Raw genomic sequence first — 24,395 nt, forward strand, 5'->3', positions numbered from 1 at the left:
ATAACGTTCTTTAGAGAGGGGGAGGAGATTGTCTAAAAAAGTTAATGAATTATTAGAATTAGAAACTGAAGAATTGAAAAAGAGAATTAGTGAAATGTCAGAAGAAGAGTTCGATTTAATTTACTCTGAAGCATCTATCTCTACAATTGAGAACTGGGAGAAAATACAGAAGCTACTCGATGAATTACGTAAAAGTATGGTTCGTTAGAAAGAAATTACAAACCATTCTTGTTCAAGGGACAGTTGATCAACTGTTCCACTTTTTATTTAGAAAAAATGCAACAGTTCCATGCAAATTAGAAAGATCTTTCACCAACCTGCAGGAATTTGTAAGCCAGTGTCGAATAAAGAAAGTAATTCCATTTACAAAGGAATGAGGTTTATGAGGGATAAATTAACTTTGCTGAGAAAGATAGATAGAAAGAGAAAAGCAATGTACAGAGCCGCTGAACTAGGGCAAGCTTACGAAGAACTTTTAAAGCTATCCTGTGAACTTGATGTCTTAATTGTTGAATATATGAAAAAATATCCGAGTGATAGAGATTTAGTTCAATCAGCCTGTTAACTATTACTTGCATAAAGAAAGATAGATCATAGAACAAATAAGTCTATGATCTTTTTATTTTTCAGGCTCTAGGAGAGGGTAGATTGCTTTCAAGTAAAAGTAAATGATTAAAATCCAAGCGAGGTAAGAAACAAAAGTCCAGCCCATGTGCCATCCATTAAAATAGGTGACTAGACCAAGATAATAGACAATGGTTTCACCCACAGTAAGTGCAGTGGGAAATAACAGAATCAACCATGGAGGGCTCATAGAACGCCTGATTAGCAAATATCCGAAAAAAGATGCTACGACTGGGTAAAATCCAAGATTAAAGGGCAGGGCACTTATAGAGACATGGTCATAAATAGGATAAAGTAGCCAAAAGCCCAAAGCAAAGCCAAGCTCGTTAAAAAGAAAAGCAATTGCAGAAGCAATTGGGGCTGTCAATAAGACGATAAACTTATCTTTTCTGTACAAAAAAAGACCAAACATCCAGGGCAAAAAAAAGGCAAGAACAATATTTATTATCATATAGATTAGATTTTCCCTTAAAAGAGTAAATCAATCACGAAAAAATCAAATAAAAGGGGTATCGCAGTGGAAAGTTTTTATCTTTAGAACCAAATATTAAAGAGAAAATCAAAGCCAGCAGGGCTATGCTTTCCGGCTAGAATCTAACCTTTTCTATGTACAAATTCTTCCTCAACCACCACAGTCCAATCTTTGCCAAGATATGAGTTGTAACCTCGCGAACGAGCAAATCCGAAAATAAGAATTTTACCGAATTGGTTCGCTTCAAGGGTATGGCCTTGCTCTTCTCCTTGAAAAGAACGACGTACTGCTTCTAGAGAAGATAAATCTCTTTGTAATATACCAGAGCGATCTTTTGAAGCTATGATAAGACCTTTACGATTCACCATATAAAGATTACTTTCCCTTCCAATTCTAGCAGAATCTAAAATATCATAAATATAGTCCCAGTTAAAACGTGTTGAGAATATGCCTATGATATTGCCATTCCAATCTTTAACGGGACAGGAATAGGCCAAGGAATAGCCTTTCGAGCGGTTACAGTAAAAGAGATCACTTCCATATACATTACCACTTTTCATAGGTTCAACAAACCATTTCTCAGATGATGCATCTGAACCAATTAATGATTGATTTATGCCAGCGGCTACAATTTTTCCATTACAGTCTGTTAGATAAAGATCTCGATACACCTCGTATATATGAATGATATTTTTCATTAATGCGGTAGCTTTTTCAAATCGATTGGGGGCATTATCTTGTAAGCACTTGCGAATTTCTTCAAAGGTGGCCCATGCTTGCACATCACAATTGCGTTCAAAAAGATTTCGCTCAACTTTATCAATTGTATCATAAGCAACATCTTCTGTACGAACAGCAACAACTTCTAAAGAGGTTTGATGAATTTCTTCAATTAGCTTAGAGCTTTCTTGTGTAGCAATAGCACTTGTATCGGCTAGTTTTTTTATTTCTTCAGCTACGATGCGAAAGCCACGACCGACTTCTCCTGCTCTTGCGGCTTCGATCGATGAATTTATTGAAAGCAAGTTAGTCTGTTTTGAAACTTTATTAATAGATAAAAGCGCCTTTTTTAAATTATCTGTCCCTTTTGTGAGACGACTTAAAAGATCAGAAAGACCGTTATCTTGTTGAGATATTAATATTTTATTCATTTTTTCATCTATCTCCTTTAAGAATCAAGGTTTTTTATGTGTAACAAAAAATATAAAAAAGGTCTAAAAAAGAAGTATAGTTACCTCTTTTTTAGACCTCATTGTCTATGGGTTTTTAGATTTCCATTATAACACAATTAACGATAATAAAGGAATATGATCAAATAACATTTTTACTTAAGAAATTACCCTACCTATCAACCCGCTCACTTGTCAAATAACAAACTTAACACCTTTTCTCCTACCGGTCGCCTTTTACCTTGATAGGGGTAATAGTGCATATACATAGCTGGATTAAAGTTCAACTCGATTATGGCATAATTAGAGTCATCATAAGGCTTGTTAATATCTTGAATCATTATATCAACGCCTGTAATATTCGCTCTAACAGCTTGTGCCGCCTTCAAGGCTAACTGCTTATAGCTTTCATGAACAGTATCGGTATAATCGATACTGTCACCACCCGTGCTAATATTGGAGTTCTCCCTTAAAAAGACGACCTCGCCTTGAGCGGGGATATAGTCAAAATCCTTCCCCTGTGACTTTAGGAAGCCTTCCTCTATCTCGCCGAGAGCAATTTTTTCCAAAGGTGTTTTATGGCCCTGACCTCTTAAGGGGTCTTTATTTTTTACCTGCACTAGTTCCCGAATATTCTTGTGGCCATCTCCTTGCACGTTCGCTGGTACTCTTTGAAGTACTCCAACTACCTCGTTGCCTATGACCAAAAATCTATACTCTTTACCAGGCGCAAAGTGCTCAACTAAGACAGTTTGATCATATCGAAAAGCAATCTCCAGAGCCCTATCAAATTCTTTCTTAGTGAAGTGCTCCTTGAATATGGATATGCCAATTCCATAATTTGTCGACTTTGGCTTTATAACTATCTTAGCACCCTGGAACTTATCAAAAGATAACTTCGCCTCGTCAATTGAACTGTAGCTAAGACTAGCAGGTACAGTTAGGCCCTGTTCTTTAAGCAATTCTTTGGTTACAACCTTATTTTCCATGATTAAGTAAGAGATATAAGAATCCTTGGAAGTTTTGGTTGCTTGCTTTACATATTCTACCTTAGAGCCTTGCGTGAGCTTTAGAAAGTTCTCTTCTCTATCAAGAATTTCAAAGCTAATTCCCCTAGTGATAGCATCTCTGATCAAGATTTGCGTTGATAACTCCAGATCCTCAAAGCCACATAAAGTCGATTTACTGCTACTGTCCTCCAAATACTCCTTTGCTATCTCCAAGTGAAAATCTACATAGGATTGCTCACGAACTGCTTCAATAATTCTCTGAGCATAAGTTTTTGTCGGATCTTTAACCTTTGCTTTGGAAGAGTCTATCAAAGTGGTAAATAAATCTACTTTGGTATTTAGTACCTCTATAATTCTTTCTAAGTCTGCCAGTATATCGAGAGCTACTTCTCTTAAGGGAACTAACTGTCTAGCTTCATTATAAATAGGTACATCTGCTTGTCTGCCTAGCATTGTCGCTATGTCATGGTTCTGGTTGGCAATCTCTTGCTCTTTAGCACCGAAGGGACAGTCTTCTAGTAATAACATATAAATCATAAAGAGGTGAACAAGATAGACATCTTCAATAAATATACCGTTCTTACTCAAAGGGTTCAGATCGAAGATTCTAAGCTCAAGATACTTAATGCCTTCATCCTTCAACAGCTCTAAGTTGCCCTTTTGACCTTTTGCTTTTAACCTAACGGGATTATAAAACTCACTGGCATTGGCAATCTTTCCGGCATCAATTAAGGACTGAACATCCTTAATATAACCAGCTAAAGAGTCGTAGCTTACAATAAAATCTTCTTCGTTTTTGTAGCCCCATTGGCTGTTCCTTAAGGAGGTCAAGTCTTTAAAGTACAAGCAATCGCTTCCTAGCGCTTCGCTAATAGCTTCAAAATTCTCCCCATAAGTCTTATGGAAAACGGGACTGGCACCAGTCAGATAGATTAATAGCCAACGATGCCTCAAAAAGTTTCTAGCTACCTTAAGGTATAGAGCATCCTTAAAAGAGCGGTAACTCTCCTTAGCGCCAAATTGCTCATGTAAAATCTTCAGAAAATCTTCATCAAAAGAAAAATTGTAGTGTATCCCCGAAAGCATCTGCTTCTTTCGACCATATTTTTCAGCTAACCTATGACGATACTCGCTTTGTGATTTGCCTTCACTTTCAAAAACAGCGATTGGAATAGCTTCCTCTTCTGGTAAAATAGGTGGATTACTTTGAGGCCATAGATATTCATCGCCAATATTTAAGGAGACTATATCCTGAAGATTTTCTAGGAAACTGTAGGCTTCCTCAATAGTTCCACAGACTGGAGTGATCATTTCAATTTGACTTTCCGAAAAATCTGTTTTGATATAGGGATTGTACAGTTTACTACCAAATTCTTCAGGGTGAGGAGTCAAAGCCAATTTACCCTGACCGTCGACCCTGACATTCTCTTTTTCTAGCCCAAAATCACCTTTAAATAATTGAAGCGTGAGATTTTCTTTTATTATGTATTCCATTAGCTTGTTGTCTAATCGATGCATATTAACACCCTATTCATTATGGAGTTAGCAGGATAATACGATAGGAGGTCTAAGGTAAGCCTAAGTGAATTCTTGAACTTTCTGCTACATATATAAGCCTGAATAATATTATCCTACCATATAAGCTTAAGTATGCGATAATGGATTTCCATTGATTCGCCATTGATTCGCCATGAAAAAGAAAAATCCTGTTTTGACAAACTACCTCTGCTAAAAATTGGTCTGTTTTTTCACTTTCTCTTCAGGTGACGAGGACTTTATTGACCTTTTACACATCAAAGCCATGAAACGTGATAAAATACAAAATACCCTTATTATTTGTTTGGTTTGCTCCGTTCAGAATTAAGTATAGAAGCTCATACTACTGGCATAAATAGAAGTGCCAAAGAGGTATATATTTTCATGGCGGTGTAATTTATTGTGGATAATCGTTTTAAACAAGCTGAATTCGCGACCTGGGTCGGTATAGTCCTTAATGGGCTATTAGCAGTTATGAAAGGTCTTGTCGGTTGGCTTGCTGGTAGTCGTGCCTTAATAGCAGATGCGGCCCACTCAGCCTCAGATGTGGCAGGATCAATTGCCGTACTAGCTGGCTTAAGAACAGCTCAGAAGCCACCAGATGCCGACCATCCTTATGGTCATGGGAAAGCAGAAAACGTCGCCACCATAATTGTAGCCATACTTTTAATCGTTGTGGGCGTAGAAATAGCCCTTTCAGCATCCAAAGTTTTTTTTGGCGAAGTGCCAAGTGCTCCTAAAGGCATAGCTTTAATAGCTGTTCTGATCTCCATTATTGTAAAAGAACTGTTATTTCAGTATAAAAACCGCCTTGCCAAAAAGATTAATAGCCCCGCACTACAAGCTGAAGCCTGGCATCATCGCTCTGATGCCCTTTCCTCTATAGCCGCTTTCGTTGGAGTACTAGGTTCGATTATAGGGCAACAAATGAACTATCCCATCTTACTGTATCTAGACCCCTTAGCAGGCTTACTTGTTGCTCTCCTCGTAATCAAGATAGGCTACTCTTTAGCAAAAGAGTCAGGTTTAATTATGATGGAGCAAGTACTAGACAAGGAAGAAACAGAACCATATATTGAAACAGTCCAACAGGTTCGAGGTGTAAGTAGGGTTGATGAACTGCTAGCTAGAACACATGGACACTACATTGTTGTTGATATAAAAATTAGTGTAGATCCAACTATTACTGTTGCAGAAGGACATTCTATTTCTAAAAAGGTAAAAGAGGCTTTACTTAAGAAGCACAGTAACATTAATAAAGTATTTGTTCACGTTAATCCCTACAGTCAAGAACCTTCCTAAGATTAAGAAATTAACAAGAAATTAAGGCATATTAAAACCCGTCAAAAGCTGACGGGTTTTAATATGGACTATGACCTCTTTTCGCCAAAGTTCAGGCATTCAATACATAAATTTATTATCTAATTATCTTGTGATTTTTCACAAAATATTTCAAAAGAGTAGCAGGAATTGGAGCTCTTGCAACGAATATGCTAAGAGTAACTATTTCTAAAAGTATTTCAAGGAGGTTTCCTCAGTGAAAAAGTTTATCTGTGTTATTTGCGGTTATGGCCATGAAGGCGATGCTCCACCAGAAGTTTGTCCTACCTGTAAAGCTCCTGCCAGTAAGTTTGAAGAAAAAGCGGCTGGTGAATTAACTTGGGCCGATGAACATCGTATTGGTGTCGCCAAGGGAATAGATGAGCAAGTTATCGAAGGACTTAAAATGAACTTCGTGGGTGAATGCACTGAAGTTGGTATGTACTTAGCTATGAGCCGTCAAGCGGACCGCGAAGGCTATCCTGAAGTAGCTGAAGCATATAAGCGAATTGCTTGGGAAGAAGCGGAACATGCCGCTAAGTTTGCCGAACTGCTTGGTGAAGTTGTAACTACTTCTACTCAGAAAAACCTTGAACTTCGAGTTGAAGCTGAATATGGCGCTTGTCAAGGCAAGCTAGATCTAGCCAGAAGAGCCAAAGAACTCGGACTTGATGCCATCCATGATACAGTTCATGAAATGTGCAAAGACGAAGCTCGTCATGGCGCGGCCTTCAAAGGTCTGCTCGATCGCCATTTCAAAAAGTAAGAACAACTTAATTCACTGCATAGATAAGTGCTATGTAAAGCAAGAGTCCCCTTCGCTATGAAGGGGACTCTTTTTTTCTTCTGTTGGAATTAGTAAACTTATTTTCGGGAAAAAGCTAGTATGAAGAGCTAGCTAAAAAAGGAGTCGCTTATGAATAGAAATATTTTTTCTCTTATATTGAAAGCAACGGCAGTCTCGATGGGCGTTAGTACATTGGTGCTTAATATTTTAGGCACAATCGATGTTAAAGGTGCAATAACTTTATTATCAATTGGAGTTATATCTTTAGGAATATTACAGCTACAAGAGCATCGCTCATAACTTGATTGAAAATAGAGCAAAGGCTCTTTGCTAATTTTTATTGACATCATGGATTTTTTCTGGTAAAAAAAGTACTGTTAGCACTCTCGGGATAAGAGTGCTAACAGTTAAGTATAAAAAAATTGAAAGTGGAATGCTTTCAGTTGCTGGAAGGATGAGTTTTCAATGACAGTAAAACAGTTTCAAGCTGAATCCAAAAGACTGCTAGATCTGATGGTGAACTCCATCTACACCCATAAGGAGATTTTCTTAAGAGAACTAATATCTAATGCTAGTGATGCCATTGATAAAATCTACTACAAGGCTTTAACTGATGAAGCCCTGAACTTTAACAAAGAAGATTACTTCATTAAAGTTGAAGTAGACAAGTTAGCCAGGCTTTTGAAAATCTCAGATACTGGTATCGGTATGACTAGAGAAGAACTAGAAGAAAACTTAGGTGTTATTGCCAAAAGTGGTTCTTTCGCCTTCAAAAAAGAAACAGAATTAAAAGAGGGCTTTGACATCATTGGTCAATTCGGCGTAGGTTTTTATTCTGCTTTTATGGTCTCCGATGTGGTTACAGTGACCAGCAGAGCCTTAGGCAGTGATGAAGCTTATAAGTGGGAATCCAAAGGCGCAGACGGCTATACCATCGAAAGTTGCAGCAAAGAAAACGTCGGAACTGAGATCGTGCTTAAGATCAAAGAGAATACAGCCGATGAGAACTACGACGAATTCTTAGAGGAATATCGTCTGAAATCAATCATCAAGAAATACTCTGACTTCATTCGCTATCCTATTAAAATGGAACTAATCAAATCGAAACTAAAAGAAGGCACTGAACAAGAATACGAACAATACAAAGAAGAAGAGATCGTCAACAGCATGGTGCCGATCTGGAAAAAGAGCAAAAACGAATTGACCCAAGAAGATTACGACAACTTCTATGCGGAAAAGCACTTTGGTTTTGACAAACCAATAAAACATATACACATAAGTGCAGAAGGAACGATTAGCTACAAAGCTATTTTGTTTATTCCAGAGAAAATGCCTTTTGATTTTTACACCAAAGAATATGAAAAAGGCCTAGAGCTGTACTCCAATGGCGTTTTAATTATGCATAAGTGTGCTGACCTTCTACCTGACTATTTTAGTTTCATCAAAGGGATGGTCGATTCGGAAGACTTGTCGCTCAATATATCTAGAGAAATGTTACAGCATGATCGGCAGTTGAAATTAATCGCCAAGAACATCAAAACAAAAATTAAGAATGAGCTTTTAGATCTACTGAAAAACAGCAGAGAGAAGTACGAAGAGTTTTACAAATCTTTTGGTAGACAATTAAAGTATGGCCTTTACAGTGATTATGGGGCTAACAAAAAGGACCTACAAGACTTATTGCTCTTTTATTCATCGAAAGAGAAAAAGATGGTTACTCTCGATGAATATCTATCCCGCATGACAGAAGAACAGAAATACATCTATTATGCCTCAGGAGAATCGATTGAGCGCATTGACAAACTGCCTCAGACGGAATTGCTGAATGACAAAGGTTATGAGATCTTATACTTTACAGACGATGTAGATGAATTTTCCATTCGTATGCTAGGGGCTTATAAGGAAAAAGAGTTTAGGTCTGTATCGAGCGGAGACTTAGGTATTGAAAGCGAAGAAGCTAATACCTCCGATGCTGATGATCAGTCTAATCTAGATCTCTTCACAGAAATGAAGGAATTATTAGCCGACAAAGTCAAGTCAGTAAAAGCATCCAAAAGGTTGAAAAATCATCCTGTATGCCTGACCAACGATGGCGATCTTTCCATTGAGATGGAAAAGATCTTGAGCGCTATGCCGAACAACCAAAATATCAAGGCTGATAAAGTACTAGAAATTAACGTCAACCATGCAGTTTTTCAACAACTGAAGGAAGCTGGTCAGGGCGATAAAGAGAAGCTTAAGCTATATACAAACTTATTGTACAACCAAGCCTTACTGATTGAAGGATTAGCAGTAGAAGATCCAGTGGAGTTTTCCAATAATATATGTAAGCTAATGAGTTAAGAAAAGTGGGGCTGAAAAGCCTCACTTTAATTTGCCCCGAGATGCCATTATTTTGCAAAACATGAGACATTTTTCAGCTTGATGAAGGAATTTGTAAGCCAATGTAGAATAAAACAGATAATCCCACCTGCAAAGGAATGAGGTTCTTGAGGGATAAACTGGATTTATTAATCGAGATAGACAAAAAAAGAAAAGAAATGTATCGAGCAATGAACAATGATGAGGATACAGATATATTGTATCGGATATCTCGGGAATTAGATTTACTAGTTACAGAATACATAAAAAAATTCCCCAAAAAAGATTCGAGTCAATCAGTATCTAAAAAAAATTTTTACCCATAGTGGTAGTGATGGTTAGAACATAGAACAGATAGTTCTATGTTCTTTTAAAATGATAAATTTTGGGACCAAAGTCTCATGTAAGAGCAGGAAAATAGATTGCCTTGTCGAAAAAAGTAGAAAAAGAGAGTAAGGTAAAGTTTCGTGGAAAGTGGTGATCTATAGTGAATGTTGTATTCAAGGAAAGCGATTTCTTGCAAGATCCCAACCAATTAATTATTTTTATAGATGATAAAGATGCAGAAGTAACTCCACAACTGATAAAAGCAATGACCGAAGATATGATTAAAGTTATTTCTAAGCATATAGAAATTGACTGCTCGAAAGTCAAAGTTAACTTGAGTTCGGAACAAGATACGAAAAAAATAATAATCTACATACCAGATGTAACTAACATTCCTCGAACTGCAACAAGAATCTAATATAATTCAGCTATAGCAATAAAAAAACCGTAACAGAAACAGTTACGGTTTTTTTATTGCTATAGCTTTACTATTTTCCTTTCCAAAACCAATGAAAGAGCTTCAGTAAGGCGTGGGGTCTCTTGATAATTGCGATAATAAGATTAGCAGAAAAAACTATAAGGCCTACTTTGGCCAATTCCTCTAAGGTTAAGTTAAGATTGAAAAGAAAAGATATTAAGGCGGCAACAAGGCCTGCAATAATAATGTTGAGAACTGCTATAGAAACAAAAGTAGAAAAAGCAAAAAAAGCCATGGCAATTTTCTTTCCCAGAATTTTTTTCGCCTCCTGACTAGGCTTGGCTTTTCTGATTTGGTCGATTAGGTATAGATAACCACTTTTGTAATAATTCTCTGAGGACGCCTAGACTTACTGGCTTGCTAATATAATCATCCATTCCGTGAGTTAGGCACTTTTCTCTATCGCCTTGCATAGCCATAGCTGTCATTGCGATAATAGGAATACGATTAGAACTCTTACTTTCTCTTTTCCTAATAATACGTGTCGCTTCAAAACCATCCATTTCCGGCATTTGACAATCCATTAGAATTAGACTGAAGGAAGCATTTTCCAGAGTCCTCACAGCTTCCAGACCATTATTAGCCACCTGAACAGAAATGCCTAATTTTCCCAATTGAGCTGTAGCTAATTTCTGATTAACAGGATTATCTTCTACCAGTAATACGGTCACATCTTGAGCAGAATCTACAAGAGAAGTTTGCTGAATCATCTTGGTATCAGAAGGAGTATGTGAAGGTGAAGGTACATCTAAAGAACTAATAGGTGCTTGTGTAAACTGAAGGACCTGACAACCATTATGGGAGCGGAGGATTGGAACAGCAAACCAGAAAGTAGAGCCATGATGGAGCATGCTAGAAAAGCCAAAGCGACCACCCATGAGTTCAACAAAGCGTTTGCAGATATGAAGTCCCAGTCCAGTGCCACCAAATTTACGAGATGTTGTAGAATCAGCTTGCGTAAAAGGTTGGAATAAGTTCTCCTGAGCTTCATTAGAGATGCCAATACCTGTATCGGATACTTCAAAGTAGACTGTAGACAAATCATCCTGTACATCTAAAAGCTTACAACTAAGAACAACTTCACCATGTTCTGTGAACTTCACAGCATTGCTAAGTAGATTGAGCAGTACTTGTCGCATACGAACAGGATCACCTTTGAAAACTGAAGAATCTAGAGCAGGGTCTAGTTCAACAATTAGCTTAAGTCCTTTATCTTCAGCCTTCATGCGAAGAAGTTTAATAGAACTGTAGACTAGATCGGCAAGATGAAACTCTACAAGCTCAAGATTCATCTTATTAGCTTCGATCTTCGATAGATCTAGAATGTCATTGAGAATGCCGAGAAGTAGGGAAGAAGACTCTAAAATGGTATTAGCATACTCGCGCTGATCTTGCTGGAGAGGTGTTTCAATTAATAGTTCAGACATACCGATAATACCATTCATGGGCGTGCGCAATTCATGGCTCATCATAGCTAAGAAATCGCTCTTAGCACGACTAGACTGTTCCGCCGCCTCCTTAGCTAATTGGAGCTCCTTCTCGATCCGTTTCTGCTCTGTAATGTCAGTGACCAAACCATCAATACGACTTAAGTTACCCAGAGCATCTAGAACAGGTACAATGCGGCTACTTACCCAGCGAATAGCTCCATTTTTATGTATAATACGATAACTTTTCTCCGTTATATTACCTGCCCAATAATCTTTTTCCATAGAGAAAAAGATGTCAAGATCGTCTGGATATACAATATTTTGCCAGAGCAGAGCGTTTTCATAGAAAGCGGTGGTAGTATAGCCTAGTATATGCTCGCAGGCTGGAGAGATAGTTAAAAAACGAAAAAGGCCCATATCCATAGACCAGAAAACTTGTTCAAGATTATCAAAAATATTCTGAATCTGTTCTTTAGTGGAAGTGAGTTCCTTTTCCGTTTCTTTATAATCCGTAATATCAACACAGTAACCGATGAAACCGATAAATTCTTGATTTTCTCCATACCTAGGCATAGCTGATTCTAAGACCCACCGATAGTTTCCACTATGATGAAGTAAACGATATTCATGAATTATTTTTTTTCGTTCCAGAAAAGAACTATGAAAGGTAGTCAGACAAGACTGAAGATCTTCTATGTGAATCGACTGTGTCCAACCCATACCTAATTCTTCATCAAGAGAGCGTCCCTTGAAATGTAGTATACTTTTATTAAAAAAGTAGAAATAACCTTCTTCATTAGTTAACCAAATTAGTCCAGGCATTTCATCAATAGCTTGAAGAAACTTACTCTCACTAACTTCGCCCCAAGGACCTTTTACTAATGAAGCAACTAATTCTTCAAATAGATACTTGTGGACTTCACGTCGCTCAGTCATTGTCTTATCACCTCTCATTTACATCATCAGTGAAAAAATTAGCTAATGATGGTGATATCACTATTCTCTAAAGCTAATAAATCATATTGCTGATCGACACGATTGTTTTGTAATGTAAATACTACAGGTTGAAGTGGAAAGCCCTTATTTTGCTTTACCACTAAAGCACCGGTACCATTAGATAGCTTCACAATAGTGCCATTAGGGTAGACTGCTACCGATTCAGAGAATTTTCGTAATATTTCAGGATCAAAATAAGTTCCAGAAAAACTCATCGTATATTCATAAGCATCTCGAACTGACCAAGCTTTACGATGAGGACGAGAGGAGGTCAATGCATCAAAAACATCGGCTACGGCTACGATACGTCCAAAAAGATGAATATCATTACCTTTCAAACCTCGCGGATAGCCGGAACCGTCATAACGCTCTTGATGCTGAAAAGCAGCATGGGCAATCAAAAGGTGTGTCTTTCGTAACATTTTGAAGCCTTCTATAGGATGTTGGTGTATAATCTCCATCTCTTCTTCTGTAAAAGGGGCAGGTTTATTAACTAGATCTTTAGGGAAATTAACCATGCCAATGTCATGAAGAAGAGCACCTACGCCGAGTAAATATAACTCTTGGCGACTCATATTATATTGCATCCCAATAATAACAGACAATACACAGACAGAAACACTATGAACTAGAATGGTCTCGTCAAAATCATGGAGGGCCGTTACATCAAGAAGTATCCCGCGATTACGCATGATATCGTCTAAGATAGACTCTACAGAACGTTGAGCACTACTTATGTCTAATCCAGCTTGTGGCTTAGTAAGCATCTTTAGTACTTGTCTAGTCTCTTTTATTACTTTAGTATATGTTCTATCAGAAACAACGTTTTCGTAACTTATTAGATCGCTTAATGGGCCTTCTATATAAACAACAGGAATAGAAAATTCTTTCAAACGTTGAATATAGGAAGGGGTTAAAATAACGCCTCGACCAAGCAATGTTCCACCGCGTCCATCGTAAACGGGTCTTGCTAACACAGTTCCTGGTTCTACTAATTCAATGGATATACGTAACATGCTGTGAACCCCCTAACTATAAAGCGCCAAAGGATAGTTAGCTCGCAAAACAATTATTTCAAAAAATGCTTATTCGACAAAGAGTTATTTGAATCCTTCTATATAAACTATTTTGCGTACGAGATTTTAGTATTATCCATATAGATATTAACATAGAATTGACAGGGGTGATGGTAACAATGGTGATGAATATTCAATGGTTCAATGATGAAGATGAATGGACTTTTTTGATGAACGCAAAACTATATGAAGCAGATATGGTAGAGGCTATTCTTGTTAACGCAGAAATCCCTGTGCGGCGAATTTATAAAGATCATTTCATGAAGGTAATTACTGGTGGAACTTTACGAGGTGTAGATCTTCATGTCCCCCTTTCTGACTTATACAGGGCTAAACTGCTTTTGCATGAAGACTCTGTTATAAGAGAAGAGGAAGAAGAAAGAGGTTGACTAATAGTCGGCCTCTTTTTTTTTACAAATAATCACAGATGACGTAGCTAGGAATTCTATGATAGTATATAGTATTTGGACAAAAAAGAACAAGGAACAAAGTCGGTAGGTTAATAGTAGCAAAGAGCTTAAGCTTCTCTGGCAGAACAAGTAAAAGAATGGTAATTTAATTAACTTGATAAAAAAAGGTGCTAGCTCAAAGAGAGGCTAGCACCTTTTTATAATACTTTAGGTAGGTCTGTTTCTGTTTCAATACTTTAACTACTTATTAATTCTTTTCGGAAACCTCTATAGTCACTCTTTCCATTATGATTTCTTCTGCAGGAAAGCTTTGTTCTCCACCATTACTAGCTTCTACAGGCGCTTTTGAAATCTCTAGCGCTACTTCTAGTCCTTCAATGACGCGTCCAAAGACTGTATAATTAGGAGCTTGTGTATTCAGAAACTGAATTGAAGGAGATGTCTCACTGCCTGTAACAATGAAAAACTGACTTCCATTCGTATTGGGGCCAGCATTAGCCATGGCTAGTACACCAGGAGCGTAAGGAAGAGCAGGTGGTAGTTCATCGGCAAAAGTATAGCCAGGTCCACCAAAGCCTAGTCCGAGAGGGTCTCCTGTCTGAATCATAAAGTTTTCAATTACTCGGTGAAAGCGAATACCATCAAAGTACTCTTCTTGAGCAAGAAAAACGAAAGAATTGACAGCTAATGGTGCCGCCTCAGGAAGTAACTCTACTTTCATAGTGCCGTAAGAAGTCTCAATTGTAGCAATGTAGTTTTTCTCTGGCTCAATGATCATCTCAGGAGCTTGAGAATATTGATTTTGTTTCATAGCTACAGAAGGTGGACTCGTTTGTGGACCTTCTTCAGTTCCTGTGCCTCTAGGACCTTCATCGCCGCCTCCTGTGCAACCAGCTAGCAAGACAAAGCTACATAAGGCAAGTAATAGCATTTTTTTCACTTTGGAATTTACGCTCACTAAGGGCAACATTAACATAACACTCCTCAAGTCTATTTTTTCGCAACACAAAACACCTCTTAGTATAATGGTCTTTAGAAAAAGGGACAAGCCTAGAAGGACAATACCTTTTTTCCATAGAATTATGAAGAAATAGCAAAAGGGAAGAGGAGCGAGATAGTCAATGGCATTAAATCAAGACAAGCAGGGGCAAGTGCAGATTGTAGTTGATGGCGTTACAGGCGTTGGCAAAAGCAGTCTTGTACAAATCCTATCAGAACAGTTAAATCTAGTCGCCTATAATGAAGTTTTTGAAGATGAAAACCAGTTATTACATAAATTCTTTTATGACCGCGCCCGCTGGGCTTTTCCCATGCAAATTAACTTTTTGACAAATAGATATAAACAATATCGAGAAGCATCTTCTATGGAACGTGCTATTATGGACCGCTCCATATACTCAGACGCTATCTTTGCCCGTATGTATCGACAAGATGGGTACTTAACAGCAGAAGAATTTGCCGTTTATAACAACTTGTTGCAAAGCATGCTTGCAGACTTACAGCCGCCACGCCTTATGGTACGACTGAAAGTAGATACTAATGAAGCTATATGTCGCATTCACAAAAGAGGGCGTTGTGATGAATTAGACGTAGAAAGTGCCTATTGGGAAAGACTTAATTACTGTTATGATGATACTTACCAATCCTACTGCGGAGCTAACTTACTTACAGTCGATGTTACTTCCATGGACTTTGTCCATAATTCACAAGATCGCAACCGCTTACTTGATAAAATTATTACAGCCTATTATGAGTCTAAAGCATAAGAGCATAAGTAAAGAAAACCCTAAAGCAATGAGGCTTTTCCTAGAGGAAAGCCTTTTTTCTTTTGAGCAATCTACATCCTATTCAAAGATTATAAAAAAATGAAAAATATTTCCAAAAAAGTTTACGATATGGAAGGAAATTCCATAGGGGCTGTCGAATAGAGCATTCAAAAAGGAGGGAACAGGATGATTAGCTTGCCAGAGGAGTTGACTGTTGCGCAAGCGGCTAAGACGATGGGCCTGCAAAGGTATACTATTCGTGATGCAATTCACCGTGGCGAATTGCCGGCCAAGCAACAGAAAATTCCGGGAGGGTTTCAGTATCTTATTCCCCTGGGCAGTCTGAAAGATTTTGGACGTCGTCGGGGTATACAATCAAGCATCTTGGGACTAGAAGGTCCAGAAAAGGTGCCAACACCAGAAGAGTCTCCAGAGACAAAAGAGGTAGTACCTCTTCCTGAAGAGACTCCTCAGACTCAACCCATTGTCGCGGTGCCATCAGAGGTCACCGAATTCATGCACAAGATTCCACAATGGGAGCAGAGAATGGAACAGCTCATTGAGCAAATGGTGGAAGTTCAAGCAGACGTACTTGGTTTGAAGAAAGGTGTTCATCAACATCTTAGTAAAGTAGAAAGCCGAGTCGTCAATGTACAACAAAGTGTTAATGGCGAATTGAAAGCGGCTGTAGACCGTTTGCGCCATAATAGCAATCAGAACTTCCAAGATGTAAGAGCTGGTATTGATGGTTGGCATGACAACTTAGATGCCCTTATTGGAGAAATGAGAGCATCCATACAAGATGTTGCGGCCAGTCAGACTGATTCCGAAATGCGTCAAGCTTTTGTACACAAACTTACTGTAGACAACCAGTCTACAGTGGGAGAAGTGAAAAAGCTTCTTGTGGACGTGAATGAAGTGGTGAGCAACATATCTAGTCAACAAGACAAGAGCACCGAGATGCTAGAACAGCACCTTGAAGACATGAAAAACTCCGTTGACGGTGTCAAACGCTCTGTCGATCGAACCACAGACATGATCATTAAGTGGAGACATAAGACGCAAAGAGAGCAAAGCAAACCTAATAACTCTAAAGGTATCAAAGGGTGGTTCAGTCGCTTCTGGGGAAGCAACTCTCCCGCACTATCTAAGTAAAGAGATAAAGAGAATTTCAAGACAAATTGCCAAGTAAAGCTATAAGAAGCTATTCTATATGGCTTCTTTTTTTTGTTGAGAAAATTTCTAAAAAAAATAGCTCTTAAGAGTCATCATAGTAATTTTAATAAAGTAAAATGAAAAGCTGGGAGGAACTCAGTGAGAGATTGTCGAAACAAGAGAATGTGTGCTCCTGCACATGGATTAGAGGCTGTTGAGGTGAAAGAAAAAGTGACTCTCAACTCTCAACAACTAGATGAGGTCTTGGCATGTTATAGACAAATTGAATCTGAACTAAGAGTGAAGCTGGAATCGCTTAAGAGTCCATTAGAACTTAAGTTTGGGAGACCTGTAATTTTATTTATCGAGAGTAGGACCAAAAAAGGAAAAAGTCTCATCGAAAAAGCACGACGTTATGACTGGCAAATTACAGATGAAACAATTCATCTCATCAAAGATATTGCTGGCCTGCGCATCATTGTGCAACATGTTGATGATATAGATCGCATTGTGGATGTGCTACGCCAGAGAACAGACTTTAAGGTTGTTGATGAGAAAGACTTCGTCCGGTCCCCCAAACAAAGTGGTTACCGAAGTTATCATTTAATTGTTCAATACGATTTCAACGATCTAAAAGGACCAGCCACTCGCTATGCTGAGATACAAGTCAGGACCGTAGGACAACATTTTTGGGCCGTTTTACAACACTCCATGATGTACAAATATGGCTTAGAAGTCCCTGGTCACGTTGCAGAAAACTTGCGACTAATTGCAGAAGAAACGAGTAATATGGACGAGAAAATGATGGTCATGCGTTGGGCAGTATCGCGGGAATTAGAGACTGATGCCATCCGAGCTTATGCCGAGAAACTCGTTAATAGCCTATTTCAACAAAAAGGCTCCAAAGTAGAACCAATTACCAACCTTGATCCGTCTTCCTACTTTGAAAAAATGAGTATTCTAGAGCTGAGTTTCTTATTAGGCCAACAAGGAATTGCGCCGTCAGGCTTTAATCCGCAGACCTTATCGCGATGCTCCTGCTGTGATACTCCTTTTTTGCTCCATGAGAAAGTTCGCGTGCTCACAACCAATTGCACCAGTATTGCAGAGAAGACGGCCGATCCAGTAAGACTATGTAAAGTTTGTTACTCCCTCATTATTCCTATTTTACGACGTGAACTAGCACCCTTAAGCTCTGTTAATCGTGATTGGTTACAGAAAGAACAAGAAGAAACGAAGCACCTAAGCAGAAAGATATACCAATTTTTCTCAGAGAAGGTAAGAAGTCCCTTGCGTAAAAGGCTACAACAAACGGCAGTTCGCAAAGGGATATCCATAGCCTTACAGTCATCTTCTCTAGATGTGGGAACAGTCACTTTGTTCAAGGCTGTTATGGGAGATCGACTTACTGTACAAGTAGATTCAGAATGGGATCCTCACCACGGAGAAGCGGAAACATTAATTCTCTACTTTAAGATGAATTATCGCGTTATCGGTAAAGTGCAAGTATCTTACACTTATCCAGAGATTGAATGGGATGAATTTCATGAACCGGAGCTCATCGAACCTGAATCTTTTCTGTACAATGCTAGTGAACTTAGTCGCATCTTTGCACAGATTGAAGCGGAACTTCAGGAACGTCCTGAGCCTTTTTCAATGGTTATCAGTCGCTAATGCATGATAGACTATCCCCTTGTCTGTTACAGGCAAGGGGATAGTCTATTTTGCATAACGATCAGCCACTTGACTAGCACCAAATGCCAATGGCTTTGTGCGAATAGAGTAATTGTATATGGAGGCCATACTTTCAGCCCAACCTACTACTCTCTGCAGATGATGGCGACTTTTTCCTTTTTGTCCGCCATCAATGTGCAGTTCTAATTCATAGCACAACATCTGTTCGTTAAGAATTTTTCGCAACTGTCCTATTATTTCAATGGACATATGAGTTTCGTATTCCAATTTTTCACCGAGAGGTAATAAACGATTAAGGTTATGAATATACTGATATGATTGAGCACCTTTGCACTTGCGATAAGCTGTAACAGAGGTAACCACACGGGTAGATGTACCGTGGTTCTGACTATCTGTCCCCACCCAGATGGACACTTTAACATCAGGGTACTCTGAGGAAAAGCGTTGAAAAGCTTCCACCACATGATTTAGTGGTAATAAACCTAGCTGTCCTCGAAATAACACAAGGCGACCCCCCTTTAGGTTTCGCAGCCTGTACCTTGCTGTTCTTTACTATGTTACGACAGTTTTCCAAAGATAGTATTAAAGAACTTTGAAAATTTCTCTTAACTATCCTGACCACCTTGTTCTTTTTCCTCTCCTTCTTCTTGACCACCATTTTCGGACTCTTCTTCTGTTGCTTCTTTTACTTTTTCTTGCACATCAGGTTCTTCGAGAACTTCTTTAAGAGCTTCTTTGATCGATTCTTTGACTTCATCTTCCATCATCGCTAGAGCTAAGTGCTCTTGGAAAGTTTGTTCACGAAGTATTTCTTTTAACATTTTTTCAAACTTTGGATCTTGAGCAACGATGAGGCTTTGAAACTCGGGATCGCGAATTTTTCGAGCCAACTTTTCTTGAAACTCATCAGTTTCAATAATATCAATCATCATAGCTTTAAGATCTTGATATTCTGGTGTTTCTTGTTCCTGCTCTTGGTCTTCTTGACCTTGACCTTCTTGTCCTTGCTCCTGACCTTGCTGTTGGTTTTGTGTTTCAGCAGGCCTTCGTTGCGGTATACAGGAAGTTAGGGCTGTAATCAGTACAAAAAAAGCAACTAAGAGCCAGAATAATCGATACATTTTAATGCCCTCCTTATCTTGTCATCGTTTAAAATACCCACCAACGTGGCATGACTATTCTAGAATCTGCTTTTGAAGGGGGATTCGTCAAAACTGTATACTCCTATCTTTTCTTTCATATACTAACAGCAAGGAAAGGGGTGAGCTCCTTGTCAGAAATCGTAACAATAGGAGCAAGCCGCAACCTGGATGTATTAGGACAAAAAATTATGCGTGAGATAGGAGCTCTTACTGGTGAAGGATGGAAAATTGAGCTAGTCAAATCTTTTGATGGAAAAAATCATCAGTTGCAATGTCTAATAGAAGAAGTTCCAGAAGATGAAAAATCTGAAGAAATAGCTCTAATTCTTCAACAGTATACGGCTCGACAAATCACTGAATGGATTTTGGATGACTGGGAAAAAGCGCTCCTCAATAAGTATCTAAAGACAAAGTACTATTACTTTTCCGAATCAGAAAAGAAAAACATCACAGACAAAGCAAGGAAAATCTTACAACAAGAAGAAGAAACATCGAAAGACTATATAATCTATCGAGTAGGACGTAATGAGCGTATTCTTGAAAGATTATTAGATGTGATGATTCTTAACAAAGAAGTACACATTGATGGTTTTATTCGCTTTCGCTTGAAAGACTATGTCAAATCACTATGTGAAGCTGTAGATTTAGCTGTCGATGAATATATGATGGAAAAGGAATACAATGAATTTGTCCGGTTACTTAAATACTTTCTAGAAATTCAAGATACGCGTATCCCACTCATTCATGTCTTTTTACGTTCAGGAGGGCAATTTTATTTAGTCGATAATGCGGGTAATCCAGTCTCACAGGACTTGATGGAAGGATTACAGGAAGAAGAAGTCGATCAATATATAAGCCATGACGATTTACTCATCAGTTCATTAATTACAGTAGCTCCCGAACAAGTCCTAATACATGCACCAGAAAGCGAACAAAGCAGTGAAGCCTTAAATACTATCAAAGCTGTCTTTGGAGATCGTCTTCACTATTGTCCAGGTTGCGAAAGATGTATGACCGCTATCAAAGGTAGAGAACGAGAAGTCTGGGTAGTCAATCCATCAACATAAGATCGATTAGGAACATATAAAGGCAGTGCAAAAACTGCCTTTTTTTACTGGCTTTAAATTTTTTGATGAAAAAGGGCGGAAGATGAAAGTGAAAACTTGCTTCACAAGCCTCTTATCTGCTATTCTTTGCCTATGATAACGATTGATTTATATTTTATGCCTATTATTGGAGCAATTATTGGTTGGGTAACTAACATCTTAGCTGTCAGTATGCTTTTTAGACCCTACCATCCAATTCAGCTACCGCTCCTGCCCTGGGTTATTCAGGGCTTGATACCAAGAAGGCAAGAGGAAATGGCCATCAAAATTGGGGAGGTTGTAGAGGAGCAACTGCTCTCCCAAGATGATCTGATGGCACGAATTAATACAACAGAGACAAGGGAGAAGCTGTCTCGTTCTCTTGCCGAAGTTATATCAGCACGTCTTGGAGAAAAAGTACCTTCCTTCCTGCCTCTAGGCATACGTCAGATCGTAACAGATCTTTCACGAGATCTAGTTAACAAAGAAGCACCGGCTGTTTTAGATCGTATGGCCAAACAACTCGAAACTTCCATAAAAGAACACGTTTCAGTGAGAGAGATAGTAGAAGACCGGATTAGAAGTCTTGACCTAGTAGAAATGGAGCAACTAGTGCTTCGGGTTGCTTCGAAGGAATTGCGGCACATCGTGATTCTTGGAGGAGCTCTTGGTTTTATTGTAGGCTTAGTGCAAGCACTGATCTCCTATGGGCTTCGGTCATGGCTTACTTAAAGCAATATTTTAGAGAAAGAATTGGCACAAGGGCTTCCTTTTTTGCAGTGAAGTTGACAAGCTCTAACTGGTTGTTTAGAATTAAATTTTGAGATGGAATTGTAGACCTCTCACTTCCAAAGAGGGAAGGAGGGGTTGATTTTATATGAGGAGGACTCACTGTGAATATGGTAAAGGTAACTCTAAAGGATGGTTCGGTCCGGGAGTTTCCACAGGGAACGACAATCGGCGAGATGGCCTTTGCCATTAGCCGCAAATTAGGCCAACAAGCACTAGCAGGTAAGATTAACGGTAAAGTTGTTAGTTTATTGACAACTGTTACTGAGGATAGCTATATTGAAATTCTAACTTTTGATTCTGCCGAAGGAAGAGAAGTTTATCGACACTCCTCTTCCCACCTTTTAGCTCAGGCTGTACAAAGACTTTTCCCTGGCACAAAGCTAGGTATTGGTCCAGCCATTGAAGATGGCTTCTATTACGATTTTGATTCTTTACACAAATTTACACCTGAAGATATAGAAGCGATTGAAAAAGAGATGGCTTCTATCGTTAAGGCTGATTATCCTATTGAAGGACAAGTTCTTCCACGTGAGGAAGCGATCCGCTTTTTCGAGGAGAAAGGTGAGCATTACAAGGTTGAGTTGATTCAAGATCTTCCACCGGATACTCCTATCAGCATTTACAGTCAAGGAGATTTTTGCGATCTCTGTGCAGGCCCACACTTGCCTTCTACAGGACGCTTAAAAGCTTATAAATTAATGAGTCTAGCAGGTGCTTATTGGCGAGGTAGTGAGAAGAACAAGATGCTTCAACGCATCTATGGTACTTCTTTTCCCAAAAAGTCGGAGTTGGACGAGCATCTCCATCGACTAGAAGAAGCCAAGCGTCGCGATCACCGCAAAATCGGTCAAGAGCTAGAGCTATTTACTATGATGGAGGAAGGCCCTGGTTTTCCTTTGTTCTTCCCCAAAGGTATGATTTTGCGTAATGAACTGGAGAAATTCTGGCGTCAAGAACATGAGCAAGCTGGTTATCAGGAGATTCGCACACCAATTATCTTAAACCGAGCTCTCTGGGAGCGCTCCGGTCATTGGCAACACTATCATGAGAATATGTACTTCACTCAAATTGACGAACAAGATTTTGCGGTTAAGCCCATGAATTGTCCTGGTGGCATGCTCGTCTATCGCTCAGCAATTCACTCCTACCGCGATTTGCCTTTGCGCTTAGCGGAACTAGGACTTGTGCACCGCCATGAACTATCTGGAGCTCTCCATGGCTTAATGCGAGTCCGTTGCTTTACCCAAGATGATGCTCATATCTTCATGCTTCCTTCACAGATCAAGGCAGAGATTATCGCTGTTATCAATCTAGTTGATCGCTTCTATAAAACTTTTGGCTTTGACTATCATGTGGAGTTATCAACAAGACCAGAAAAATCCATGGGCAGTGATGAGAGCTGGGAAATGGCTACAACAGCCTTGGAAGAAGCCCTAAAAGAACGTGAGATGGCTTATAAAGTCAACCCTGGCGATGGTGCTTTCTATGGACCGAAGATTGACTTTCATCTCCGTGATTGCTTAGGCAGAACTTGGCAATGTGGTACAATTCAGCTTGACTTCCAATTGCCTGAGAAGTTCGATCTTAACTATATCGGTGAAGACGGTCAAAAGCACAGACCAGTCATGATTCATCGCGTTGTCTTCGGTTCTATTGAACGTTTTATCGGAATTCTTACTGAGCATTATGCTGGCGCTTTCCCTATCTGGTTAGCACCTGAACAAGTACGCATCTTGCCTATTACAGACCGACACCGTGATTATGCAGAGCAAGTTAAATCTGCTCTCGTGCGAGCTGGCGTTCGTGTTGAAGTAGATGGTCGCAGTGAGAAGATTGGCTATAAGATTCGGGAAGGACAAGTTAAGAAAGTTCCTTACCTGCTTGTTGTAGGTGATAAAGAAGCGGAAAATGGCGCTGTCGCAGTCCGTAAGCGTGGCGAAGGCGACCTTGGCGCTGTTGCTTTAGAGGAATTTGTGGAGAGAATTAAGCGAGAAATAATAGAAAAAGAAAATACTGATTTGCTGAAATGTTAGGAAATAAAAAGGGATCTTCTAAGGAAGGTCCCTTTTTTGCCTTTTGGCATATAATGCATTGTCTATAACCTAGCTCGAAAGGACACTGTGGAACGGAGGGTCGATACAAGTGGACCTAACTTTAAAAGATACATCAACGACTGTTGTCGTGCGTCCCAATGAAGTCGCCACGGCATCGATAGAACTTCCCTGCATAAAACCAAAAAAAGAAAAAGCAAAGTTTAAATGTATTATTGAGTTGCGCAAGCTATTAGATACGGAAGTAGAAGCACAACTTGTAGAAGAGAAGGAAAAGTCATGTCTAGACATACCTGGAGCGACAGTAAACATTTTAGTATCTTATGTTGATTACAAAGCGACAGAAGAAGTGATCACCAAAGAATTGTTGAAAATATTTGGCGTCCCCCAAGAGGCTAAGATCATAGCCTGTAAGCCCTTAAATCTGAGAACGAAAGTTGAAATAATAAATGAAGATACTTATCAGGTACAAGGCCCCAACGTTTCTGTCATTCTTTGCTTTGACCTCTTAATATTACTTTCAGAGGATCGCAAGGAGCGTACACAAATTGTTTCACGGCAATTATGCGACCTCTATTGCAAAGCTCTCTTTTGCGTACCAGAGGTCCAAGAGGGCTGTCTTGTAGCAAAAGGGATGGTAGTTCCACTAGAGCCTTATTGTGATTTTTGAGAATAATAATTCATGAAAAGACATAAAGATACAATAAAAGAGC

General features: G+C 39.0%; 25 protein-coding genes. 16 read left to right on the forward strand and 9 right to left on the reverse strand.

Annotated elements, in window-relative coordinates:
- The first annotated feature begins 28 nt into the window (after window positions 1-28).
- Together F9B85_RS12050 and F9B85_RS12055 are read left to right on the forward strand one after the other, a co-directional pair.
- Complete coding sequence (locus tag F9B85_RS12050; protein ID WP_151621277.1) at window positions 29-208, forward strand: hypothetical protein; 180 nt, start codon at window positions 29-31, stop codon at window positions 206-208.
- A 174-nt stretch (window positions 209-382) separates the two neighbouring features.
- Window positions 383-565, forward strand: coding sequence for an aspartyl-phosphate phosphatase Spo0E family protein (locus F9B85_RS12055; protein WP_170270501.1), 183 nt, complete (start codon window positions 383-385; stop codon window positions 563-565).
- 54 nt (window positions 566-619) lie between these two features.
- On the opposite strand, the gene F9B85_RS12060 is transcribed toward F9B85_RS12055, so the two are convergent.
- The 3 genes from F9B85_RS12060 to gshAB form a co-directional block, all read right to left on the reverse strand.
- Window positions 620-1,021 carry a hypothetical protein gene (locus tag F9B85_RS12060; RefSeq protein ID WP_151621281.1) on the reverse strand — a complete coding sequence of 134 codons (402 nt, stop codon included), beginning with the start codon at window positions 1,019-1,021 and terminating at the stop codon, window positions 620-622.
- Window positions 1,022-1,218: 197 nt separating this feature from the next.
- Window positions 1,219-2,247: a methyl-accepting chemotaxis protein gene (locus F9B85_RS12065; protein WP_151621283.1), complete on the reverse strand. Its 1,029-nt coding sequence runs from the start codon at window positions 2,245-2,247 to the stop codon at window positions 1,219-1,221.
- A 206-nt stretch (window positions 2,248-2,453) separates the two neighbouring features.
- Window positions 2,454-4,793, reverse strand: a complete 2,340-nt coding sequence (gshAB, locus tag F9B85_RS12070; RefSeq protein WP_151621285.1) for a bifunctional glutamate--cysteine ligase GshA/glutathione synthetase GshB — start codon at window positions 4,791-4,793, stop codon at window positions 2,454-2,456.
- A 420-nt stretch (window positions 4,794-5,213) separates the two neighbouring features.
- Here gshAB and F9B85_RS12075 point away from each other — a divergent pair, with 420 nt between their 5' ends.
- The 6 genes from F9B85_RS12075 (at window position 5,214) to F9B85_RS12095 (ending at window position 10,024) form a co-directional block, all read left to right on the forward strand.
- Entirely contained in the window at window positions 5,214-6,113 is a 900-nt protein-coding gene (locus F9B85_RS12075) for a cation diffusion facilitator family transporter (protein ID WP_151621287.1), read from the forward strand.
- Window positions 6,114-6,348: 235 nt separating this feature from the next.
- On the forward strand, window positions 6,349-6,897 hold the full coding sequence (locus F9B85_RS12080) for an NADH peroxidase (protein ID WP_151621289.1): 549 nt from the start codon (window positions 6,349-6,351) through the stop codon (window positions 6,895-6,897).
- Window positions 6,898-7,047: 150 nt separating this feature from the next.
- Window positions 7,048-7,218: a hypothetical protein gene (locus F9B85_RS14475; RefSeq protein WP_170270503.1), complete on the forward strand. Its 171-nt coding sequence runs from the start codon at window positions 7,048-7,050 to the stop codon at window positions 7,216-7,218.
- Between the two features lie 165 nt (window positions 7,219-7,383).
- On the forward strand, window positions 7,384-9,261 hold the full coding sequence (gene htpG / locus F9B85_RS12085) for a molecular chaperone HtpG (protein ID WP_151621291.1): 1,878 nt from the start codon (window positions 7,384-7,386) through the stop codon (window positions 9,259-9,261).
- 137 nt (window positions 9,262-9,398) lie between these two features.
- Window positions 9,399-9,605 carry an aspartyl-phosphate phosphatase Spo0E family protein gene (locus F9B85_RS15065; RefSeq protein ID WP_151621293.1) on the forward strand — a complete coding sequence of 69 codons (207 nt, stop codon included), beginning with the start codon at window positions 9,399-9,401 and terminating at the stop codon, window positions 9,603-9,605.
- Window positions 9,606-9,766: 161 nt separating this feature from the next.
- The gene (locus F9B85_RS12095) at window positions 9,767-10,024 is read left to right on the forward strand and encodes a cell division topological specificity factor MinE (RefSeq protein WP_170270506.1); all 258 of its coding nucleotides are present in this window, start codon (window positions 9,767-9,769) and stop codon (window positions 10,022-10,024) included.
- A gap of 70 nt (window positions 10,025-10,094) precedes the next feature.
- Here the strand turns inward: F9B85_RS12095 and F9B85_RS12100 are convergent, their stop codons facing one another.
- The 3 genes from F9B85_RS12100 to F9B85_RS12110 are packed head-to-tail and all read right to left on the reverse strand — an operon-like array spanning window position 10,095 to window position 13,526.
- Window positions 10,095-10,319 carry a hypothetical protein gene (locus F9B85_RS12100; RefSeq protein WP_151621298.1) on the reverse strand — a complete coding sequence of 75 codons (225 nt, stop codon included), beginning with the start codon at window positions 10,317-10,319 and terminating at the stop codon, window positions 10,095-10,097.
- 37 nt (window positions 10,320-10,356) lie between these two features.
- Window positions 10,357-12,450 (reverse strand): PAS domain-containing hybrid sensor histidine kinase/response regulator, encoded by a 2,094-nt coding sequence (locus tag F9B85_RS12105; RefSeq protein ID WP_170270508.1) that lies wholly within the window; start codon window positions 12,448-12,450, stop codon window positions 10,357-10,359.
- A gap of 38 nt (window positions 12,451-12,488) precedes the next feature.
- A complete protein-coding gene (locus tag F9B85_RS12110) occupies window positions 12,489-13,526 on the reverse strand; it encodes an HD-GYP domain-containing protein (RefSeq protein ID WP_151621302.1) in 1,038 nt (345 codons plus the stop codon).
- Window positions 13,527-13,705: 179 nt separating this feature from the next.
- Between F9B85_RS12110 and F9B85_RS12115 the strand changes: the two genes are divergently transcribed.
- Window positions 13,706-13,975, forward strand: coding sequence for a hypothetical protein (locus F9B85_RS12115; RefSeq protein WP_151621304.1), 270 nt, complete (start codon window positions 13,706-13,708; stop codon window positions 13,973-13,975).
- Between the two features lie 268 nt (window positions 13,976-14,243).
- Here the strand turns inward: F9B85_RS12115 and F9B85_RS12120 are convergent, their stop codons facing one another.
- On the reverse strand, window positions 14,244-14,966 hold the full coding sequence (locus tag F9B85_RS12120; protein ID WP_243138202.1) for a peptidylprolyl isomerase: 723 nt from the start codon (window positions 14,964-14,966) through the stop codon (window positions 14,244-14,246).
- Between the two features lie 151 nt (window positions 14,967-15,117).
- On the opposite strand from F9B85_RS12120, the gene F9B85_RS12125 reads away from it, so the two are divergent.
- From F9B85_RS12125 to F9B85_RS12135, 3 genes are all read left to right on the forward strand, one after another.
- The gene (locus F9B85_RS12125) at window positions 15,118-15,762 is read left to right on the forward strand and encodes a deoxynucleoside kinase (RefSeq protein ID WP_151621306.1); all 645 of its coding nucleotides are present in this window, start codon (window positions 15,118-15,120) and stop codon (window positions 15,760-15,762) included.
- Window positions 15,763-15,948: 186 nt separating this feature from the next.
- Entirely contained in the window at window positions 15,949-16,917 is a 969-nt protein-coding gene (locus tag F9B85_RS12130; protein ID WP_151621308.1) for a MerR family transcriptional regulator, read from the forward strand.
- 219 nt (window positions 16,918-17,136) lie between these two features.
- Complete coding sequence (locus F9B85_RS12135; RefSeq protein WP_170270509.1) at window positions 17,137-18,591, forward strand: GTP pyrophosphokinase; 1,455 nt, start codon at window positions 17,137-17,139, stop codon at window positions 18,589-18,591.
- A gap of 45 nt (window positions 18,592-18,636) precedes the next feature.
- Here F9B85_RS12135 and F9B85_RS12140 read toward each other — a convergent pair whose 3' ends face one another.
- Both F9B85_RS12140 and F9B85_RS12145 read right to left on the reverse strand, forming a co-directional pair.
- Window positions 18,637-19,116 carry a ribonuclease H-like YkuK family protein gene (locus tag F9B85_RS12140; RefSeq protein WP_170270511.1) on the reverse strand — a complete coding sequence of 160 codons (480 nt, stop codon included), beginning with the start codon at window positions 19,114-19,116 and terminating at the stop codon, window positions 18,637-18,639.
- 101 nt (window positions 19,117-19,217) lie between these two features.
- Window positions 19,218-19,733, reverse strand: coding sequence for a hypothetical protein (locus F9B85_RS12145; RefSeq protein WP_151621314.1), 516 nt, complete (start codon window positions 19,731-19,733; stop codon window positions 19,218-19,220).
- 149 nt (window positions 19,734-19,882) lie between these two features.
- Here F9B85_RS12145 and ytxC point away from each other — a divergent pair, with 149 nt between their 5' ends.
- The 4 genes from ytxC (at window position 19,883) to F9B85_RS12165 (ending at window position 24,352) form a co-directional block, all read left to right on the forward strand.
- A complete protein-coding gene (gene ytxC, locus F9B85_RS12150) occupies window positions 19,883-20,821 on the forward strand; it encodes a putative sporulation protein YtxC (RefSeq protein WP_170270512.1) in 939 nt (312 codons plus the stop codon).
- A gap of 96 nt (window positions 20,822-20,917) precedes the next feature.
- Entirely contained in the window at window positions 20,918-21,571 is a 654-nt protein-coding gene (locus F9B85_RS12155) for a DUF445 domain-containing protein (protein ID WP_151621318.1), read from the forward strand.
- 167 nt (window positions 21,572-21,738) lie between these two features.
- Window positions 21,739-23,664 carry a threonine--tRNA ligase gene (gene thrS / locus F9B85_RS12160; RefSeq protein ID WP_151621386.1) on the forward strand — a complete coding sequence of 642 codons (1,926 nt, stop codon included), beginning with the start codon at window positions 21,739-21,741 and terminating at the stop codon, window positions 23,662-23,664.
- A 109-nt stretch (window positions 23,665-23,773) separates the two neighbouring features.
- Window positions 23,774-24,352 carry a hypothetical protein gene (locus tag F9B85_RS12165; protein ID WP_151621320.1) on the forward strand — a complete coding sequence of 193 codons (579 nt, stop codon included), beginning with the start codon at window positions 23,774-23,776 and terminating at the stop codon, window positions 24,350-24,352.
- Window positions 24,353-24,395 lie beyond the last annotated feature (43 nt).

The sequence above is a fragment of the Heliorestis acidaminivorans genome (assembly GCF_008933955.1).
Taxonomy (GTDB): domain Bacteria; phylum Bacillota; class Desulfitobacteriia; order Heliobacteriales; family Heliobacteriaceae; genus Heliorestis; species Heliorestis acidaminivorans.

Bases quoted from the DNA above. Each gene is read 5' to 3' on its own strand.
- F9B85_RS12105 (WP_170270508.1), bottom strand. From the start codon at position 12,450: ATGACTGAGCGACGTGAAGTCCACAAGTATCTATTTGAAGAATTAGTT.
- thrS (WP_151621386.1), top strand. From the start codon at position 21,739: ATGGTAAAGGTAACTCTAAAGGATGGTTCGGTCCGGGAGTTTCCACAG.
- F9B85_RS12120 (WP_243138202.1), bottom strand. From the start codon at position 14,966: ATGTTGCCCTTAGTGAGCGTAAATTCCAAAGTGAAAAAAATGCTATTA.
- F9B85_RS12125 (WP_151621306.1), top strand. From the start codon at position 15,118: ATGGCATTAAATCAAGACAAGCAGGGGCAAGTGCAGATTGTAGTTGAT.
- F9B85_RS14475 (WP_170270503.1), top strand. From the start codon at position 7,048: ATGAATAGAAATATTTTTTCTCTTATATTGAAAGCAACGGCAGTCTCG.
- gshAB (WP_151621285.1), bottom strand. From the start codon at position 4,793: ATGCATCGATTAGACAACAAGCTAATGGAATACATAATAAAAGAAAAT.
- F9B85_RS12130 (WP_151621308.1), top strand. From the start codon at position 15,949: ATGATTAGCTTGCCAGAGGAGTTGACTGTTGCGCAAGCGGCTAAGACG.
- F9B85_RS12065 (WP_151621283.1), bottom strand. From the start codon at position 2,247: ATGAATAAAATATTAATATCTCAACAAGATAACGGTCTTTCTGATCTT.
- F9B85_RS15065 (WP_151621293.1), top strand. From the start codon at position 9,399: ATGAGGTTCTTGAGGGATAAACTGGATTTATTAATCGAGATAGACAAA.
- F9B85_RS12115 (WP_151621304.1), top strand. From the start codon at position 13,706: ATGGTGATGAATATTCAATGGTTCAATGATGAAGATGAATGGACTTTT.
- F9B85_RS12055 (WP_170270501.1), top strand. From the start codon at position 383: ATGAGGGATAAATTAACTTTGCTGAGAAAGATAGATAGAAAGAGAAAA.
- F9B85_RS12145 (WP_151621314.1), bottom strand. From the start codon at position 19,733: ATGTATCGATTATTCTGGCTCTTAGTTGCTTTTTTTGTACTGATTACA.
- F9B85_RS12110 (WP_151621302.1), bottom strand. From the start codon at position 13,526: ATGTTACGTATATCCATTGAATTAGTAGAACCAGGAACTGTGTTAGCA.
- F9B85_RS12100 (WP_151621298.1), bottom strand. From the start codon at position 10,319: ATGGCTTTTTTTGCTTTTTCTACTTTTGTTTCTATAGCAGTTCTCAAC.
- htpG (WP_151621291.1), top strand. From the start codon at position 7,384: ATGACAGTAAAACAGTTTCAAGCTGAATCCAAAAGACTGCTAGATCTG.